The following is an 18,442-nucleotide window of genomic DNA, read 5'->3' as shown; positions in this document are numbered from 1 at the left end:
GAGACTGTTCCGGCTCAGCGCTGACTCGCCTCGCGGATTCCCCCTCGCTCCGCGAGTTCGGGAAGCGCCTGACGCTCCGCATGCCCGGGCGCGCGAGTCGACGACTCGGCGAACTGCCACGCAATGAGTCCCGGCACGAAGATCAGCAGGTCACGAATACGCCGCGCGCCAGCCAGCGCGAGACAGATAGATGGATCGAGGCCCAGCGCGCCGCCGATCAGAATGAAACCGCCCTCCTGCACACCCAGCCCGCCCGGCACGAAGAAAGCCGCGCTGCTGACCGCCTGGATCAGCGATTCGATCACCACTGCTTCGGTCAGCGTCACGTGCACACCGAGGAAGTACAGCGCCAGCCAGATTTCCAGCGCCGTCAGGAAGCACTGCAGCGGTTGCCAGAAGAACAGATAGCGCAGCACCACGGCGCGGCGGCGCCAGATCAGCTTGATGGCCTGATCGATCTGCGCCGACTGCCCGACCAGCGCGGCCAGCTTGCCGCTGGTCATATGATTGAGCGCGCGTGTGATGCGCTCGAACGGACTGGCGTGTTGCACGAGCGCAAACAGCACCAGCAGCGGGGTCAGTACGACGACGCCCCACGCCAGCTGCCCGGCGAGCCGCAGCGTATCCGAATGCGCGTGCGCGAACAGAAAGCCGATGCCGACCATCGTGAACAGCAGCTGGCTGATCACCGTGAGCTGCATATCGACGATCAGACTGCCGACCGCCGTCGACGGGCGCACGCCCCAGCGCTTGAGCATCCGGAACGACACGACCTCGCCGCCGACGCGCGCGACCGGCAGCATGCTATTGACCGATTCGCGCACCCATACCAGATGCAGCATCGCGGCGAGGCTCGGCCGGTTCGCGCCGCGAATCAGCGAACGCCAATCGGCGGCATTGGCCAGCATCGGCAGCACGTGCGCGATGGCGGCCAGCAGCAGGCCGGCGCCCGCGGCGCGCAGCGCGCCGAGCACGGCGCCGGGGTTGCCTTGCCAGACCAGCCACAGCGAAACCAGCAAGCCGGCTAGCGCGGCCACGCGGCCGAGATGCTTCATCACGCGAGCACCTTTCGCCTGTGCTTCGAGCCGCCGCCGACACCGTCTTCGAAATACCTGCCCATCATCGCTTGCCCAACCTGCTGTCGATCCGTCATTCGTTCTGCGTCATTCGTCCTGAGCCGCCGACAGCAAGCCGTCGCCGTCCACCTTGAAGCTGAAGCCGCGCCAGATTACGCGTGACGACCGGAAGCTCGCCACGAAAATCGCAAACGACACGATATCCCATAACGGCAGCAGCCACAGGTCGCGATGCGCTTGCCGCAACGCCCGGTCGGACAGCAACTTCAGCATCAGCCGCGCGCATACGGCGACCAGCGCGAGCAGCCAGGCCCATATGGCGCCACCCGAGAAGGCAATGGCGAGCAGCGCAAAGGCGAGCGGATGAATCAGCGCCGAGCCGAGATGACCGAGCGGATCGATGCTGCGGATCGTGCGGCTCCAGCGCAATTCGTGCGCGACCAATTGCGCCGCACTCGTTTCGACGCAGGCATGCGAGATCGTGAACGGCGGAATCACCACCTTCTCGCCGATCATCCGCACCGCTTCGCCGATCGCGTGATCTTCGGCCAGATGCCGCACGAACGGCGTGAAGCCGCCGATCTTGTCGAGCGTGTCGCGCCGCATCGCGATGGTCTGCCCGAAACACGGGCGCGCGAGACCGAGCGCCAGCCCCATCACCACGCCGGGCAGAAACTGGTAGTTGGTGGCCTTGGCCGACAAGCGCGGCCAGAAGCCCGGATCGGGCTGCCCGCGATAAACGCATGTGACGAGACCGACGCCCGGCTTTTGCAATTCGCCGATCACGTTGCGCAGATAGTCCGGCCCGACGCTCACGTCGCTGTCCGCGAAGACCAGCACGTCGTGCTGCGCGTGCGGCAGCATATTGAGGATGTTGCTGATTTTGCGGTTCGGGCCGTACAGGCGCGCATCGGCGACCACGGTGATGTCCGCTTCGGGATGCAGACGCCGCAGATCGTCGACGGTTTGCAAGGCGGGGTCGGTCGATTCGTGCACGCCGAACAGGAATTGCACGGGGCCCGGGTAATTCTGCTGACAAAAGCTCGACAGGTTGCCGAGCAACGCCCACTCAGTGCCGTGCAGGGGTTTGACGATCGTGACCGGCGGAAAGCTGGTCGGCTCGGACACCGCTCGCGCGAAGAACCGGCCAATCAGCGCGCCGGCCAGCACCGTGTAGCCGATGCCGAAGACCGCGCCCGCCGCGCACGCATAGGCCAGCGTGACGGCGAGCAGATGCGCGGCGATCACGCTTGGTGGGCGCGCAGGAACCGGAAGAATTCGACGCCTTCACGCAGGCGCCGTTTCATCATGTCCCAGCTCGTCAGCATCTCGCGCAATATTTCCCAGATCTTCGAGGGCCGGAAATAGAAGCGCTTGTAGAAGTTCTCGAGCTGGTGGTAGATCTCGTCGCGCGACAGATGCGGATAGCCGATCGCCGCGAGTTGCACACCTTCCTTGCTGACGAGATTGATGACCTTGTTCTCTTCGAGCCAGCCGTTCTCGACCGCCTGGTTATACAACGTGGTGCCCGGATACGGCGCGGCAAGCGACACCTGGATCGTATGCGGATTGATCTCTTTCGCGTACTCGATGGTCTTCTGGATCGTGTCCTGCGTCTCGCCCGGCAGCCCCAGAATGAAGGTGCCGTGAATCTTGATGCCGAGCTTGCGGCAGTCTTCGCTGAAACGGCGCGCGATGTCAGTGCGCAGCCCCTTCTTGATGTTCAGCAGGATCTGGTCGTCACCCGATTCGTAGCCCACCAGCAGCAGGCGCAGGCCGTTTTCCTTCATGATCTTCAGCGTCGAGTAAGGCACGTTCGCCTTCGCGTTGCACGACCACGTCACGCCCAGCTTGCCCAGACCGCGGGCGATCTCCTCGACGCGCGGCTTGAAGTCGGTGAAGGTGTCGTCGTCGAACATGATCTCCTTGACCTCAGGCATGTTGTCGCGAATCCACCTGACCTCTTCGAGCACGTTCTCGACCGAGCGCGTGCGGTAGCGGTGGCCGCCGACCGTCTGCGGCCACAGGCAGAAGGTGCACTTCGAGCGGCAGCCACGGCCCGTGTAGATCGACACGTACGGGTGCTTCAGATAACCGATGAAGTAGTTGTCGATCGTCAGATCGCGCTGGTAGACCGGCGCCACGAACGGCAGCTCGTCCATGTTCTCGAGGATCGGACGCGCCGCGTTGTGCTCGATCGAGCCGTCGGGCGCGCGATAGCTCATGCCCAGGATCTGCGCGAACGGCTTGCCCTCGGCCACTTCCTGGCAGGTGAAATCGAACTCTTCGCGGCAGACGAAATCGATCGCCTCGCTCGCGGTCAGCGAATTGTGCGGATCGACCGCGACCTTCGCGCCGACCATGCCGATCAGCACGGCAGGCTTGCGCTTTTTCAGGTCTTCGGCGAACAGGGCGTCGGTGGGGAAGGACGGCGTGCTGGTGTGGATGATCACCAGATCGTATTGCTGCGCGATGTCGAGCGAGGCGTCGACGGACAGGCCGTCGGCGGGGGCGTCGAGTACGCGGCTATCGGGGATGAGTGCGGCGGGCTGCGCCAGCCACGTCGGATACCAGAACGAGCGGATTTCACGTTTGGCCTGATAGCGCGAACCCGCGCCACCATCAAAACCGTCGTACGACGGCGCCTGCAAGAACAGGGTTTTCATGAATGCTCCAGCAAGCCTTGATCGGTGCTTTCAGTTTTCTGTCAGAAAACTATCGGGATCATTGCCTCGCGGATGGGCGCGGGGATGCGCGGGTTTGCGAGTAATCGCGCAAATAGTACGGAGCAAAGCTGAAGGAAACCTTAAGGGTTGGCACGCTTGGCGCGTGGGGTTTTTGCCGCCGGCGGTTGTTTGTCTGTATGCCTGCCGCATGGGTCTTTGCTTATTCTGTTTGCCCTCCCGGCGGGTTGGTCTCTGTGTGCGCCTGCGGCGGTGGCCTTTTCTCTTCTTATTGGTTTTTGTGCGCCTGCGGCGGTGGCCTTTTCTTGATTTGATATTGGCTTATGCGTTCCCCCTGTGCTGTTTGCCTGCTCGGCGCTTTTTAGCCGTGTGCCCACGGTGTTGGTCTTTTCTTTTCTTATTGGTTTATTAGCGTTCCCCCTGTGCGGGGGAACGCTAATAAACCAATATCAAATCAAAGAAAGGCCAACGCCATAGGCACACAGAAAAATGCCGCCGCCAAAGGCAAAAAACACCTCCTCACATTGGCTTAATATCAGCCGCCTGCTTCCCCTTCGGCCCCTGCTTGATTTCGAAACTAACCTTCTGATTTTCCTGCAGCGACTTGAACCCCTCGCTGCGAATCTCTGAAAAATGTGCAAACAGATCTTCGCCACCGTCATCCGGCGTGATAAAGCCAAATCCCTTTGCGTCGTTGAACCACTTCACTGTACCGGTCGGCATGTCAATTCCTCGCTTGCACCTTGGTTGATCGGGACTGCAGTCGCCGTCTAGCGCCTGCTACTACTGGCTCCAGCCAGTTCCTGCAGCCGCTGTTTGACTTTACGCCTGTTTGCGCGCCGACGCTTTGGCTGGATTTTTCAGCCGCGGCAACCGCCGCCCCGAGCCGCGTGCAACGCGCCAGGCATGAGCACGCGCAAGCACGCCACCGCCCGCAATCAGATAAGATCGTCCCTATCGACAGTCCATTCCGGGCCGCGCAGGTCCCGCCACCGTCCCACAACCGACCGCGCGACCTATCGTTCTCCAACTCACAGGAACCCAGCATGGCCATCTCAAGCTATACCGATACCCGGCTTCTGATCAACGGCGAGTGGTGCGACGCCGCCAGCGGTAAAACCCTCGACGTCGTCAATCCCGCCACCGGCAAGGCCATCGGCAAGGTCGCCCACGCCGGCATCGCCGACCTGGACCGGGCGCTGGCCGCCGCGCAAAGCGGCTTCGAAGCCTGGCGCAAGATTCCCGCCAACGAACGCGCAACCACGATGCGCAAAGCCGCGGCGCTGGTGCGTGAGCGCGCTTCGGACATCGCCCGCCTGATGACCCAGGAACAGGGCAAGCCGTTCGCCGAAGCACGCGTCGAAGTGCTGTCCGCCGCGGACATCATCGAATGGTTCGCCGACGAAGGCCGCCGCGTCTACGGCCGGGTCGTGCCGGCGCGCAATCTGGCAGCGCAGCAACTGGTTCTCAAGGAGCCGATCGGCCCGGTGGCGGCGTTCACACCGTGGAATTTCCCGATCAACCAGGTCGTACGCAAGCTGAGCGCGGCACTCGCGAGCGGCTGCTCGTTCCTCGTCAAGGCGCCGGAAGAAACCCCGGCGTCGCCGGCCGCTCTGCTGCAGGCCTTCGTCGAAGCAGGCGTGCCAGCGGGCACGGTCGGCCTCGTGTTCGGCGACCCAGCCGAGATTTCGAGCTATCTGATTCCGCATCCGGTGATCCGTAAGGTCACGTTCACGGGCTCGACGCCGGTCGGCAAGCAATTGGCCGCGTTGGCCGGCGCCCACATGAAGCGCGCGACGATGGAACTGGGCGGTCATGCGCCCGTCATCGTGGCCGAAGATGCGGACGTCGCGCTGGCAGTCAAGGCGGCGGGCGGCGCGAAGTTCCGCAACGCGGGCCAGGTGTGCATCTCGCCCACGCGCTTTCTCGTGCATAACAGCATCCGCGAAGAGTTCGCGGCGGCGCTCGTCAAGCACGCGGAAAGCCTCAAGCTCGGCGACGGTCTCGCCGAAGGCACGACCCTGGGGCCGCTCGCCAACGCGCGCCGTCTCAGCGCGATGGCCAAGGTGCTCGACGACGCGCGCAAAACCGGCGCCAAGGTCGAAACAGGCGGCGAACGTGTGGGCTCGGAAGGCAACTTCTTCGCGCCGACCGTGCTGACCAACGTGTCGCTCGAAGCAGACGTGTTCAACAACGAGCCGTTCGGTCCGATCGCCGCGATCCGTGGTTTCGACACGCTCGAAGAGGCAATCGCCGAAGCAAACCGTCTGCCGTACGGGCTCGCCGGTTATGCTTTCACGAAGTCGTTCAGCAACGTGCATCTGCTGTCGCAACAGATGGAAGTCGGCATGCTGTGGATCAATCAGCCTGCCACCCCCACGCCGGAAATGCATTTTGGCGGCGTGAAGGATTCCGGCTACGGCTCGGAAGGCGGACCGGAAGCCATGGAAGCTTATCTGGTCACCAAGGCGGTTACGGTAATGGCTGTGTAAGCTGGTTTTTCGACTTTTTAACTGCTAACCGTGTCAGGTCCGCGAGGGGTTCTTCGCGGACCTTTTTATTGTTATGAACGACAACGCTCCTCGTTTTATTCAACCTACGCTGACCGGACAGACTGTCGAGCTTCGGCCGCTTCAGCAGGAACACGCCCAGGGTCTGCTCGACGCCGCCGCGGACGGTCAACTGTGGAACATGAAGCTGACCGTAGTGCCTGGGCCCGAAACCGTCGGCAGTTACATCGCTACGGCATTGGAAGGGAAACATGCCGGCACGGTGATGCCCTTTGTGATCGTCAGGCGCGATACCGGCGCGATCGTCGGCAGCACGCGGTTCTGGAAGATCGACCGGGTGAACCGAAAGCTGGAAATCGGCCACACGTGGCTAAGCGGGTCGGTACAACGCTCGAGGGTCAATACCGAAGCGAAATACCTTTTGCTGACTCACGCGTTCGAAGTTATGCAGTGCGTGCGCGTGCAGTTCACCACGGACGAACTGAACGAGAAATCCAGAGCGGCAATTCTGCGGATCGGCGCCAAACAGGAAGGCATTGTCCGGCACGAACGCATCATGCCGGATGGCCGCAAGCGCAATTCGGTGCGCTTTAGCATTATCGATTCCGAGTGGGCGGAGGTGAAGGCGATGCTCGAGCGGAAGTTGGGACAGTGAGTAAAAACGCCGCGAGTCGACGCCTTGGATACGCTCGACAACAGTGACGAGCAGCAACGGCTCCGCCCACCTGATCGAAAGGTTCATGAGTTCTCCTGAGAGTGCGTGACGAAGGGTGTCGGGGAGCACCCGGCTCAGGTGGCCCGGGTGGCTCAGGCAGCCTCGCAGCCTGAGCCGGTTCGACGCGGCGCGCGACGAGCGCCGGAGAGTGCGGGTCGAATGCTTCGGTGATTGTGCTCACGGCTGACCGGCGAGAGAGGCGGTTGGACTCGAATGGGCTGACAGACAGTCAACCCTTCGATCTAACCAGTGTTCCCGGTTGGCGTAAAAGACTTGTTTTTTTACGTGCTTATCACGCGGCGAGTTTTGATGACCCGCGTGACCATTCGCGCACGGATGTCATCGTCGATGCAATCGCGTCAAAAGCGTTGCGATTGAACATCGCGGTCAAGGCAGCATCCGCTGCAAGACCTGATCCTTGAGAATGAAGCGGTGAAACAGCGCGGCCGCGATGTGCAGTCCGATCAGTGCGAACAGCACCCAGGCCAGAACCCCGTGGACGTCACCCATCGTGTGGCCGACTTGCGAACCGGTCGGCAACAGGCTCGGATAAGGTAGCAGGCCGGCCAGTTTGACGGACCATCCGCGCGACGATGCGTTGGCCCAACCCAGCAACGGCACACCGACCAGCGCGACGTACAGAAGAGCGTGCGTAATGCGCGACACAACGCCAAGCAGCGGCGAAAGCGTGGTGGGCGCAGGCGTATGCGTCAGACGCCAGACTATTCTCACCGCCACTGCTGCTATCAGTGCCGCGCCAACGCCGAGATGCCACGCGATCAAACCCGTGGGCAGCGTGCCCTTATGAATGTCGGGCATGGTCCAGCCGATCACGAACTGCGCGGCGATCAATACCACCACCAGCCAGTGAAGAAACTTCGCTACGCCGTCATAGCTTGCGGCATATCGCGGGAAATTGGCTTCGTCGGATCGCATCATCGTGAGAGTTTGTTAGCCATCGTTAAGCGGCAGCGTCTTGGCATCGACGCCCAGGAATGTTGGCCGCAGGCGTTGTGCATGCTACGGCCCGAACCTTAAGACAAGCTGATGTCGCTCGACCGGGGCTCACCCCGGCGAATCGGCCGGTTGTACATAGGTATCGCACAAAACATACGATTTTTGGCCCATGACGCTGCCTCCCACCTCGAGTCTGAAACTGAATGTTTCCGCCGGACACGCGCGAAACGATATGCCGCGCCGCGCGTTCCGCGCCCTTTTACTGGCCCGCGAATCAGCCGGCGCGAAGGCGCCCGATGCGACGATGCGGGACGCTTTTCATAACGTGGTCAACGGGTTGACCGGAATCCTGGCGTCTGCAACCCGCCCAATCGCGGTGCCGAAAAATCCCGCCGATTCGCCCCACTCACGCCGCCAGCGCACAAAGGAAACGACACGTCCTGTTACACACGAACACACCGGTAATCTGGCCGCTCAGTAGAGTTCGATCACACGTAGAGGGGAATACAACGTCATGAAAAGAATTCTCGCGCTGATACTTTTGGCCGTCATTCTCGGGAGTGCATTGGGCGGTTGCATCGTGGTCCCTGAGGGCGGTTACTACTACGGTCATGACCATTATCACGGCCACGATCACGACGACCACGACTAAGCACAACCTGCCTGCGCAATCCCGCGCTCAATCGTAAAACCCGAGAATAAATCATGAGCATTTCACGAAACCGTCGGCTATTCATGGCCATCGTTGCCAGTCTGGGCATAGGCGCATCTTCGGTCGCGCTGGCTCACGTCGACGTCGGCGTGAACATCGGCATTCCGGGCGCCGTGTACGCACCCGAACCGGTGTACGCACCGCCTCCGCCGGTCTACGTCCAACCGCCTCCGGTGGTGGTCGTGAGTCCGGGCTGGTACGGCGACCGGTATTACGACGGTCGCCGCTACTGGGAACGACGGGAGTGGGAAGAGCGTCACCATGACAACCGTGAATGGCACGACGCGCGTGATTATCGCGGCGGCCCGCACGGCGACTGGCACGGCCGCGGTGGCGGGGACCATGGCGACTGGCACGGTCATGGAGACGACCACGGCCGGGGTGATCACTAAGGCGCGGTCGACGGCGTCGTCCGTGACGACGCCGGGTCAGGCAAGCCTGCGCGTCACACCATTTGCAGGAGCGACGATTTGCTACGCAACGATCCACGGCGTGTAACAGCGCAATTCGATGGCACGCTCATCACCGCCGAATACAGCGAACAGACCGGCCAATTGTGCTTGCGTCAGGACGGCGCCGTGCTGCGCGAATGGTTTCCGCCTCACTCGTGGATCGCGATTGCGTCGGTGGCGGGAGCGCGGCACTGGGGCACAAAGCCCACTGACGACGACCTTCTCGCGCTGCTGCAAAATGAGGTGATGTTGTTGCGCGCGCTATAGCGGATATCGGCGCATGCCGGGCCGGCGTGTCGCGCGATGGAATTCGCGGTCACGCCCCCCGTTTTGTTGCAAGACGGATTGAATGCAGGGAAGCTGAAAAAACGAAAAAATGCAAAAGGCCGGCCACCGGATATCGTCCGGCGCCGGCCTTTTTCAACACGACTCGTGAATTGCCAGGCGAGCCGCTTAGTGATGCACTTAACGCGCGTTGTAGATCGGCGGCGAGTAGGAACTCAGCGTCGTGTCCGAGTGACCGGCTTGCCACGTGCCGTTGCTGCCCGAACCATAACCGCTGGTATCGGCTTGCGCGGCGTCCTTCTGTTCCGAGACGCGTTGCCCCGCGGCCTGGGTGTTTTGCTGCGCGGGGACGACCGGTTGATTCGACTGGGCAAACGAAGCAATCGGCGCGCTGAGAACAACAGCAATAGCAACAGCTTTGATGAGCGAATTCATGAAGCCACCTCCAGAGATTGTCTTATACGCGCTGCAGATGTGACTTTTTTTTGCAGCCGATTATTGCAGTCTAGGAGCGGATCGATCGGGGATAAATCCTCGATTCCTGAATTCACTGTTGCGTCAGGCACTACAATGGCAAACGCCCGCGCATCAAGGGATTGCCGCAGTGAGTCCGCGAGCAGGTCAGCAGCCGCGCCAGCGCGGCGCCCCGCCCGCTTTCTCACACCACCGCGACGCCCACGTAGTTTTCCGCCATTGCCGTGGCCGCCGCGCGCGAAGTCGTCACGTAGTCGAGTTCGGCGACCTGAAGCTGTCGCTCGAACGGCGACGCGCCTTCGATGCGGTGCATCATGTTCGTCATCCAGTACGAGAAATGCTCGGCGCGCCAGACGCGCTTAAGCGCGGTTTCGCTATAGCTGTCGAGCAGATCGCTGCGATTGTCGACGTAGAACGCGCTCAATGCCTTCGTCAGCACCCGTACGTCGGCGACGGCGAGATTCATCCCCTTGGCGCCGGTCGGCGGCACGATATGCGCGGCGTCGCCGGCGAGAAAGAGCCGCCCATGCTGCATCGTGGCCGACACGAAACTGCGCATGCCGACGATGTTCTTCTGGAAGATCTTGCCGTCCACGACGTGCTGGCCGTCATGCGAATCGACGCGCGCGTGCAGTTCGGCCCAGATTCTGTCGTCGGACCAGTTATCGACCGAGTCCTTCGGATCGCACTGAAAATACATGCGTTGCACGTTCGCCGAGCGCGTGCTGACCAGCGCAAAGCCGCGTTCGTGACGCGCGTAAATCAATTCATCCGATGACGGCGGCCCTTCACAAAGAATGCCGAACCAGCCGAACGGATAGACGCGTTCATAGTCCTGGCGCAAAGCCTGCGGAATCGACGCGCGCGACACGCCTTGCGAGCCGTCGCAGCCGATCACGAAGTCGCATTGCAGTTCACGGTCTTCGCCTGCGTGGCGATAACGGATCGACGGTGCGCCGGCATCGATGCCGTGCAGCGAGGTATCCGACACGTTGAAACGCAACGCCCCGCCGGCGGCGACGCGCGCGGCCACCAGGTCCTTGATGACTTCGTGCTGCGCGTAGACCGTGATCGAATGGCCGGTGAGTCCGGTCAGGTCGATGCGGCGCCGCTTGCCTTCGAAAGCGAGTTCGAAGCCATGATGCAGTGCGCCTTCGGCCTTCATCCGCGCGCCGACTCCGGCTTCGGTGAGCAGGTCCATCGTGCCCTGTTCGAGCACGCCGGCGCGGATAGTGGATTCGATCTGTTCACGGCTGCGCGTTTCGAGCACAACGGATTCAATGCCGCGCAAATGAAGAAGATGGGAAAGAAGCAGGCCTGCCGGCCCGGCACCGATGATGCCGACTTGGGTGCGCATGGGTTGTCTCCTGAATGCGGTGTTTGATTTGCGCTCAGTTTGACAATCATGGGCGGTATCGCGCAACGCGATATGATGGATAAGCAGTATCCAGTTTTGAGATAATGCCTACGCAGCTGGCGAGGCGAGGCGCCGCGACACGCCCCGCCCCGCCCCGCCCCGCCCATTCTGTTGCGCTACCGCTCGTTACGCCCAACGTCATAACCGCCACTTCCTCGCTCTCGAGGCCGTGCGGATTCTGCACCGGGCTCGTCTACGCGAGGAACAAGCGATACACCGGGTTGCCGGTCTCTTCCCAGTACGGATAACCGAGCGTCGCAAGAAAGCGCTCGAACTCGCCGTTCCCGCTTTCCGGCACCTGAATGCCGACCAGAATCGAGCTGTAGTCCGCGCCCTGGTTGCGGTAGTGGAACAGGCTGATATTCCAGTTCGGCGCCATCGACGACAGGAACTTCATCAGCGCGCCCGGCCGCTCCGGAAACTCGAAGCGGAACAGCCGCTCATCGTGCGCGAGCGGCGAACGGCCGCCGACCATATAGCGGATGTGCTGCTTCGAGAGCTCATCGAAAGTCAGATCGACGGTGGCAAAGCCGTGCGCTTCGAACGCGCCCGCGATCTGCGCGGATTCGCTGCGATTCCGGATCTGCACGCCAACGAAGATATGCGCGGAATTCGCGTCCGCGATCCGGTAGTTGAACTCGGTCACGCTGCGCGTGCCGACCAGCTCGCAGAAGCGCCGGAAGCTGCCGCGCTCTTCGGGGATCGTCACGGCGAACACCGCTTCGCGCGCTTCACCGACCTCGGCCCGCTCGGCGACGAAACGCATCCGGTCGAAGTTCATATTGGCGCCGGACGTGATCGCGATCAGCGTCTGGTTCTCGATGCCCTCGCGCTCGGCATACTGCTTCGCGCCGGCTACGGCGAGCGAGCCGGCGGGCTCCAGCACGCTGCGGGTGTCCTGGAACACGTCCTTGATCGCCGCGCACAGTGCATCGGTATTCACGAGCAGCACGTCGTCGAGATATTCGCGGCACAGGCGGAAGGTTTCCTCGCCGACCAGCTTCACCGCCGTGCCGTCCGAAAACAGACCGACTTCATTCAGCGTGACACGCTCGCCGGCTTTCAGCGACGCCGCCATCGCGCACGAATCGTCCGTCTGCACGCCGATCACCTTGATCTCCGGGCGCACCGATTTCACATACGCGGCCACGCCTGCCGCCAGTCCGCCGCCGCCGATCGGCACGAAGATCGCGTGGATCGGTCCCTGATGCTGGCTGAGGATCTCCATCGCGACCGTGCCCTGGCCGGCGATCACGTAAGGATCGTCGAACGGATGCACGAAGGTCAGCCCGCGCGCCTCCTGCAGCGTGACGGCGTGCGCATACGCATCGCTATACGACTCACCGAACTGCACCACTTCGACAGTCGGCCCGCCATGCGCGCGCACCGCATCGACCTTCACCTGCGGAGTGGTCACCGGCACGACGATGATCGCCTTCACGCCCAGGCGCGCCGCCGACAGCGCCACGCCCTGCGCATGATTGCCCGCCGACGCGGTAATCACCCCGCGCTCCAGCGCCCCGGCCGGAATATGCGCCATCTTGTTGTACGCGCCGCGCACCTTGAAGGAGAACACCGGCTGGTTGTCCTCGCGCTTCAGGTAGACGGGATTACGCAACCGTGCCGACAGATTCGGCGCACGTTCGAGTTCGGTCTCGCGGGCCACGTCGTAGACGCGCGCGGTCAGGGTTTTCTTCAGGTAGTCGTGCCGGAGAGCCGCGCTGTCAGCGGCTTCGGCAACCTGTTTGAGTTCGTGTAGCGGCAAGGCAAGCTCCTACGCGGCAAGGAAAAATCACCAGAGACACCCAGGAGACGGCCATAAAAAAACCCGCCTCGTGGGGCGGGTTGATGTCACTGCTATCAGACGCGCGCTAACCCACCATTCGATGAATGGTGCTAATAATCAGCGCAATACGGATGTCGAGGCAGTTCATGCAGCCGATCTTCGTTGACTTGGCCGGCTTTGTCAATCCCCGCTTTATCGATCTGGCTTTGGCACCTGAGCACATCGAGCGTCGTTCCCTGTGGCCGGCGCCTCGACTACAACGCATCGCGGCATCGCCACCGGCACCGCAAACCTCAGCGCAAGGTCAGTGCTGCTGCGCCTCCGCGACGCGCAAAACGGCAGGTTGCGCGACGGCTTCACGCCGCGCACTCAGTACTCTCTCGCGCAGAAACAAGTCGAACTGCGCCATCACCGCGTCACGCGCGCTGTGTGAAAAGAGCGCGTGATCGACCTTGGCTAGCACCTTCGCGGTGATGTTCCTGAACTTGCCGAGCTGCTTGCCGTTCGGTCCGAAATGAATCGCCAGTTCATCCAGGCCCTCGTCGAGCGGGCCATACATCAACGCTGCGATGCGCGAACAGCAGGCAGCGGCCAGAGCTGCCGGCCGGCACGACGGCCTTCAGTCCGGCCGCGATCCGGCGCGCCCGCAACGCGATTTCGCCATAGCGATAGAGACGATCATCGACCCATAGCGCGGGACCATCCGGCTGGCTCGCGGCGGTATCGAAGAAAAAAGAACCCAGCATCTCACGGCCTCGATCGATAGGGGCATTGCGCTTGAGCGTCACACCGGAGCATTAGAGCGGGCGTTACGGCCAGGCGGCACTCGTGCCAAAAGCGCGCTACCGGACTGGCGATCTGCCCGGTACCGCGCCGCGGTTATCGCAGAAGAATTCACAAGGAAGATTCGCTGACGACAGCCCAACGCGGCAGTCCGCTCACGCGCTATCGCAGGAGCGGACTGCCGTTTAAGGCTTTTTACGGATCATAGAATCCAGCAGGATCGATATATGTGCGATACCGCTCTCAACATCCGATCGAGAGAACGCCGGGCCCTCGCCGCGCGCGAAATGATGTGGCCCTCGGCATTTATTGCGGCAAATACCGTTTCAAACACGGTATTAAAACCGCATTAAATACGGCATAGAACATGAGTTAAGCGCGCCGCTCGCTAAAAATCGGCGGCGCATTCATGCAGTGTACTTATTCGTGCATGCCGCTTTGCTTTCTGAAGGCGCTGAGAATGCGCCGTTCCAGCGCGTTGTAATCGCGACCGAAGTGATGGTCGCCCGACGTGCGAACGACCTCGATGCCGGTGTTGGCCAGCGCCGGACACAAGGTGTCTTTTTCGTTCTCGCCGTAGAAGCATTGCACGATCGCGGGCGGCACACGCGTTAATTCCGGCTGCGCCTTCAGGGCCGTATCGCTCGCCGGCATGCCGAGCCAGCCGCCGACACGGATCTGAAAATCGGCGTCGGGCGCGAAGCCGAGCAGCGAGATCAGCGACACCTTTGCGCGTAGCGCGTCAGGCAAGCGGTTATAGGCGAACGGCATCACGTCGGCGCCGAACGAATAGCCGACCAGCGCGACGTGGTTCGCATGCCAGCGCGCGCCATAGGTTTGCATCACGCGCGCGAGGTCGCGGCTCGTCTGTGCGGGCGTCTTCTCGCTCCAGAAATAGCGCAGGCTATCCAGGCCGATCACCGAGACGCCGTCTTTCTGCAAGGCCTGGGCGATGGTCTTGTCGAGATCGCGCCAGCCGCCGTCGCCCGAGATCACGATCGCCATCAGCCCGCTCGGATGCGCCGCGGGCAATTCGATCAGCGGCAGATCGGAGACGTCGTCCTCGTTCGCCGACACCGCGCGCAGATGCGGCGCGATCAATGCGACGAGGCGCGCGCGGTCGGCCGTGCCGGTTGCGGCTGTCTCGACGAAACCCGGCACCTTGTCGCGAATCACCGTTGGGTCCGGCGGGCACGGTTGAAAGCGCGGGTCCAGATCGCGCTCTCCATCCACCGCGACCGCGCCGGCGATCGTGTTCGACGGCGCCTGCTCGAGCACATGCATCGCGAGCGTCGCGCCCTGGCCGGTGCCGGCGACGATCGGCGCGAAATACTGAGTCGATTGCGATTGCCGTTCAAGCTGGTGGCTCAATGCTTCGGCGTCGCCCACCAGTTGATGGCACGCCTCTTTTTTAGCGCTCAGGTTCGCTGCATAGCGCGCCGTATCCACACCGACCGTCAGCGCGCCGGCCTTGGCCAGCGCATCGGCGCTCTGCTGATCAGCGGCGCTCCAGCCGCCCGCTTGCGAGTACAGCACCACGAAGCCGCGCAACGGGCCGACCGGCTGTGTGACCGACACATCGCCGTAGCGGCCGCCGGACACAGTGGCGGCCGCTTGCGCGTCCGCGCCGCAAAGAACGAGGCTTGCCGCAACGGCGAGCTTGAAAACCGGATGCAATGTCATGAACGCCGGCCTCCCGCCAGCAATGACAGGTCCGCCAGCGTGAAGAACACGCCCACCGAACCCGACGCCGCGAGATAGCGCGGCTCCCAATGCGGCTGGAACTTGCTCTTGAAAGCGCGCAGTCCGCGGAAGTTGTAGAAGCGGCCGCCGAAGCGCCACACGATTCCCGCCAGCCGGTGCCAGCGCGACGCGAGCGGCGTGGGTTGCATGCCGGAGAGCGGCGCGATGCCGAGACTGAGCGAGCGGAAACCCGCCTGCTTCAGATGCAGCGCCAGTTGCGTGAACAGATATTCCATCGCATACGACGACGCGGCTTCGATGTGACGCATCACGCCGACCGTCGCTTCGGTGTTCAGATCGGTCGTCATAAAGGTCACGAACGCGGCCGGCTCGCCGTTCTGGCGCACCAGCATGACCGACTGCGCGGCGAGATACTCATCGGTAAACGCCGCCACCGAGAAGCTCTTTTCGCGCGCGTCGCGGCTGTCGAGCCAGCCGTCCGAGATCTGCCGCAACGTATCGAGCGAAGCGGGCACGTCCGCCTGATCGATCACTTCGACGGTAAAGCCATCACGTTCGCCACGTTTGAGCGCATAGCGAAGATGCGCGCGATGCGAACCCTTCAGGTCGAAATCGTCGAGCACCACGTGGGCTTCTTCGCCGAGCTTCATTAATGTGAGGCCGGCGTCGAGATACAACGGCAACGCATTCGCCCGCACCTGATAGAACGCGGCGCGGCCACCGTGCGTATGCGCGAGCGCGACGAACTTGCTGATGAGGCCTGCCCACTCTGCGCGCGGACCGACCGGATCGTGCAGCGCCGCCCACGTACGGCCGTATTTCGCGTACATCAGGAAGGCCTCGCGCGACTCGGAGAACAGGAAACTCTTGTCGCCCATCAGCGCGAGACCGGCGTCACTGCGCTCCTGCGCGCGCACGATGCGCGCCGCGTCCAGCAGATCTTCTTGCGCCGGCTTGACGAAGCGGCCCGGCGCCGGGCGCAGCAACTGCCAGAACGCGAAGGTGGCCGCGAAGACGCTCGCGGCCAGCGTCGCGCGCAATGCCCGCGGCGCGCGTTCGTCGAAGGCGAATTGCCACCACAGATCCTGGGTGTACGGCACGTCGCGGAACGCAAACAGCATCACCCACACGGCCAGCATCAGCACCATCGCCACCGATACCAGCCAGCCGGACGTAAAGCGCTCGGCAAACAGCGACGAATGACGGTTGAATCGACCGCGCGTCGAAAGCAGCAGCGCGATCAGCATGCCGAGCACGCCCGCTTCGACGAATGCGAGACCTTTCGTCAGCGACAGCGCGAGGCTCAGCACCGCCAGCAGCAAGGTCATCCACCACGCGGCATCCAGACGCCGCAGCAAACCGCGCGCGACGAACAGCAGCAGCACGCCGAGCACGCTGCACAGCATCTGCGAGCTTTCGAGCACCCACAGCGGCAGCACGTCGCGCAGAATCTGAATGCGTTGCCAGAACGCGGGCGTCGCACTGGAGATCACCAGCATGCCGCCGACCACGAAGGTCACGAGGCTCAGGAACAGCGGCGCGAGTTTCGACGCTTGCGCCGCGTGATACAGCGGCAAACGGCTTTTCAGCGCGCGGCCCTCGAAGCCGGCGAGCAGTCCCGCCGACACGATCAGCGGCACGCCGAAGTAGATCGCGCGATACGCGAGCAGCGCCGCGACCATCTGATGCGTTTGCACGCTGCCGTTCAGCGTGAACACCATCGCCGCTTCGAACACGCCGACGCCACCAGGCGTGTGGCCGATCATGCCGAGCAGCATCGCCGCGGCATAGACCGTGACGAAGGTCACGAAGCTCACGTCCGCATGCGGCAGCAGCGCCCACAACGCGAGGCCCGCGGCCACCACGTCGAGCACGGCGAGGCCCAGCTGGGCGAGCAGATCGCGGCGCGCCGGAATATCGAACGACAGCCACTGCCAGCGCGTGCGGATCGGGCGCGTTTCGCTGCGGCACGCGGCGGCCGCGAGGCCGAGCACGGCCAATAGCGCCGCGCCGCTCCAGCCGAGCGCGAGCGGCGCGAGATGCAGCATCGACGCAAGCGGACCGGCCGCGCACACCATGCCGAGCGCTGTCATCAGCACCAGCGCGAGCGCCAGCGAGACGCTCGTGAACACCGTCATGCGGCCGATCTGCGCGGGCGTGACGCTCGCGACGCCATAGACGCGCGCGCGCACCGCCCCGCCGGTCAACGCACCGAAGCCGGTCGCATTGCCAAGCGCGGAACCGGCGGTCGCGCCGATCCACAACGCCGCGCGCGGCACCACGGCGCCGAGGTAACGCAGGCCGATCGCATCGCGGCCGACCAGCGCGACGTAACTGAGCGCGGTCGCGCCGAGCGACGCAGCCCACTCGGCCGCGCTCAGGTGGCGCAACTGGCGCATCACCGAGCGGTAGTCGACAGTTTGCGACAGATGCTGCAAGACGATCAGCAGCAGCCCGCAGATGACGAGCGCGAGCACAGGCGAGAGGATGCCCCGGTTGCCAAGCGTCTTCGATACACGGTCGAACATCGCGCCTAGCCGGTCGAATTTATTGTTATATCGGTGGAACATAGGTCAGTGCGGCCTTGCTTAGTGCTGGCTTGCTGTCGCGGCGACGGGTCGTCTGCCACGGCGTCGCCCTGCTACGGCGATTACAAATGGATAACGGCACAATCTCGAAAAGGTTGACAACGTAAGGCAGTTCGCAGGGATTTATCGCGGCCGGGGAAGGCCAAGTGAAATATGGCCAGGCGGCCTGGCGGCGTGCCTAGCGACGTAATACGCCTTGATAAACGGTCGAAATTGCCGACTGGGTTGCCGGTGTCGACCACAAAATCGCACAGGGGGCTGGATTCTAAACGCTAATTGCGACCGGGGAGATGAAGATT

The 18,442-nt window shown here is 62.9% G+C and carries 18 protein-coding genes; 6 read left to right on the top strand and 12 right to left on the bottom strand.

Annotated elements, in window-relative coordinates; all coding sequences use genetic code 11:
- Nucleotides 1-14: 14 nt before the first annotated feature.
- From AC3WOG_RS09430 to AC3WOG_RS09415, 4 genes are all read right to left on the bottom strand, one after another.
- Complete coding sequence (locus AC3WOG_RS09430; RefSeq protein WP_492579752.1) at nucleotides 15-1,055, bottom strand: flippase-like domain-containing protein; 1,041 nt, start codon at nucleotides 1,053-1,055, stop codon at nucleotides 15-17.
- A 108-nt stretch (nucleotides 1,056-1,163) separates the two neighbouring features.
- The gene (hpnI, locus tag AC3WOG_RS09425) at nucleotides 1,164-2,324 is read right to left on the bottom strand and encodes a bacteriohopanetetrol glucosamine biosynthesis glycosyltransferase HpnI (protein ID WP_492577735.1); all 1,161 of its coding nucleotides are present in this window, start codon (nucleotides 2,322-2,324) and stop codon (nucleotides 1,164-1,166) included.
- Nucleotides 2,321-3,742, bottom strand: a complete 1,422-nt coding sequence (gene hpnJ / locus AC3WOG_RS09420) for a hopanoid biosynthesis associated radical SAM protein HpnJ (RefSeq protein WP_492577734.1) — start codon at nucleotides 3,740-3,742, stop codon at nucleotides 2,321-2,323. Before hpnJ ends, hpnI begins: the two co-directional genes overlap by 4 nt.
- Before the next feature lie 537 nt (nucleotides 3,743-4,279).
- Nucleotides 4,280-4,483 (bottom strand): cold-shock protein, encoded by a 204-nt coding sequence (locus AC3WOG_RS09415; RefSeq protein ID WP_492577733.1) that lies wholly within the window; start codon nucleotides 4,481-4,483, stop codon nucleotides 4,280-4,282.
- A gap of 323 nt (nucleotides 4,484-4,806) precedes the next feature.
- Between AC3WOG_RS09415 and AC3WOG_RS09410 the strand changes: the two genes are divergently transcribed.
- Nucleotides 4,807-6,252 (top strand): NAD-dependent succinate-semialdehyde dehydrogenase, encoded by a 1,446-nt coding sequence (locus AC3WOG_RS09410; RefSeq protein ID WP_492577731.1) that lies wholly within the window; start codon nucleotides 4,807-4,809, stop codon nucleotides 6,250-6,252.
- Nucleotides 6,253-6,325: 73 nt separating this feature from the next.
- Complete coding sequence (locus tag AC3WOG_RS09405) at nucleotides 6,326-6,925, top strand: GNAT family N-acetyltransferase (RefSeq protein ID WP_492577730.1); 600 nt, start codon at nucleotides 6,326-6,328, stop codon at nucleotides 6,923-6,925.
- A 447-nt stretch (nucleotides 6,926-7,372) separates the two neighbouring features.
- Here AC3WOG_RS09405 and AC3WOG_RS09400 read toward each other — a convergent pair whose 3' ends face one another.
- Nucleotides 7,373-7,924: a cytochrome b gene (locus tag AC3WOG_RS09400; protein ID WP_492577729.1), complete on the bottom strand. Its 552-nt coding sequence runs from the start codon at nucleotides 7,922-7,924 to the stop codon at nucleotides 7,373-7,375.
- Between the two features lie 187 nt (nucleotides 7,925-8,111).
- Here AC3WOG_RS09400 and AC3WOG_RS09395 point away from each other — a divergent pair, with 187 nt between their 5' ends.
- The 4 genes from AC3WOG_RS09395 to AC3WOG_RS09380 all read left to right on the top strand — a co-directional run bounded on the left by AC3WOG_RS09395 (nucleotide 8,112) and on the right by AC3WOG_RS09380 (nucleotide 9,373).
- Nucleotides 8,112-8,423, top strand: coding sequence for a hypothetical protein (locus AC3WOG_RS09395; protein ID WP_492577728.1), 312 nt, complete (start codon nucleotides 8,112-8,114; stop codon nucleotides 8,421-8,423).
- 33 nt (nucleotides 8,424-8,456) lie between these two features.
- The gene (locus tag AC3WOG_RS09390) at nucleotides 8,457-8,594 is read left to right on the top strand and encodes a hypothetical protein (RefSeq protein ID WP_492577727.1); all 138 of its coding nucleotides are present in this window, start codon (nucleotides 8,457-8,459) and stop codon (nucleotides 8,592-8,594) included.
- Between the two features lie 53 nt (nucleotides 8,595-8,647).
- Nucleotides 8,648-9,046: a hypothetical protein gene (locus AC3WOG_RS09385; protein WP_492577726.1), complete on the top strand. Its 399-nt coding sequence runs from the start codon at nucleotides 8,648-8,650 to the stop codon at nucleotides 9,044-9,046.
- A gap of 78 nt (nucleotides 9,047-9,124) precedes the next feature.
- Nucleotides 9,125-9,373 carry a hypothetical protein gene (locus AC3WOG_RS09380; RefSeq protein ID WP_492577725.1) on the top strand — a complete coding sequence of 83 codons (249 nt, stop codon included), beginning with the start codon at nucleotides 9,125-9,127 and terminating at the stop codon, nucleotides 9,371-9,373.
- A gap of 198 nt (nucleotides 9,374-9,571) precedes the next feature.
- On the opposite strand, the gene AC3WOG_RS09375 is transcribed toward AC3WOG_RS09380, so the two are convergent.
- The 7 genes from AC3WOG_RS09375 to mprF form a co-directional block, all read right to left on the bottom strand.
- A complete protein-coding gene (locus AC3WOG_RS09375) occupies nucleotides 9,572-9,826 on the bottom strand; it encodes a hypothetical protein (RefSeq protein WP_492577724.1) in 255 nt (84 codons plus the stop codon).
- 223 nt (nucleotides 9,827-10,049) lie between these two features.
- The gene (locus AC3WOG_RS09370; protein WP_492577723.1) at nucleotides 10,050-11,222 is read right to left on the bottom strand and encodes a 4-hydroxybenzoate 3-monooxygenase; all 1,173 of its coding nucleotides are present in this window, start codon (nucleotides 11,220-11,222) and stop codon (nucleotides 10,050-10,052) included.
- 253 nt (nucleotides 11,223-11,475) lie between these two features.
- Complete coding sequence (ilvA, locus tag AC3WOG_RS09365) at nucleotides 11,476-13,047, bottom strand: threonine ammonia-lyase, biosynthetic (protein ID WP_492577722.1); 1,572 nt, start codon at nucleotides 13,045-13,047, stop codon at nucleotides 11,476-11,478.
- Nucleotides 13,048-13,372: 325 nt separating this feature from the next.
- Complete coding sequence (locus AC3WOG_RS09360; protein WP_492577721.1) at nucleotides 13,373-13,627, bottom strand: hypothetical protein; 255 nt, start codon at nucleotides 13,625-13,627, stop codon at nucleotides 13,373-13,375.
- Nucleotides 13,596-13,814, bottom strand: coding sequence for a hypothetical protein (locus AC3WOG_RS09355; RefSeq protein ID WP_492577720.1), 219 nt, complete (start codon nucleotides 13,812-13,814; stop codon nucleotides 13,596-13,598). Before AC3WOG_RS09355 ends, AC3WOG_RS09360 begins: the two co-directional genes overlap by 32 nt.
- 457 nt (nucleotides 13,815-14,271) lie before the next feature.
- A complete protein-coding gene (locus tag AC3WOG_RS09350; protein WP_492577719.1) occupies nucleotides 14,272-15,534 on the bottom strand; it encodes a virulence factor family protein in 1,263 nt (420 codons plus the stop codon).
- Nucleotides 15,531-18,083, bottom strand: coding sequence for a bifunctional lysylphosphatidylglycerol flippase/synthetase MprF (gene mprF, locus AC3WOG_RS09345; RefSeq protein WP_492577718.1), 2,553 nt, complete (start codon nucleotides 18,081-18,083; stop codon nucleotides 15,531-15,533). Before mprF ends, AC3WOG_RS09350 begins: the two co-directional genes overlap by 4 nt.
- Nucleotides 18,084-18,442: the final 359 nt, after the last annotated feature.

This window comes from Paraburkholderia sp. FW306-02-B (assembly GCF_058782725.1).
The sequence above is the reverse complement of the archived record's forward strand: the minus strand, read 5'-3'. Positions and strand labels throughout refer to the sequence as shown.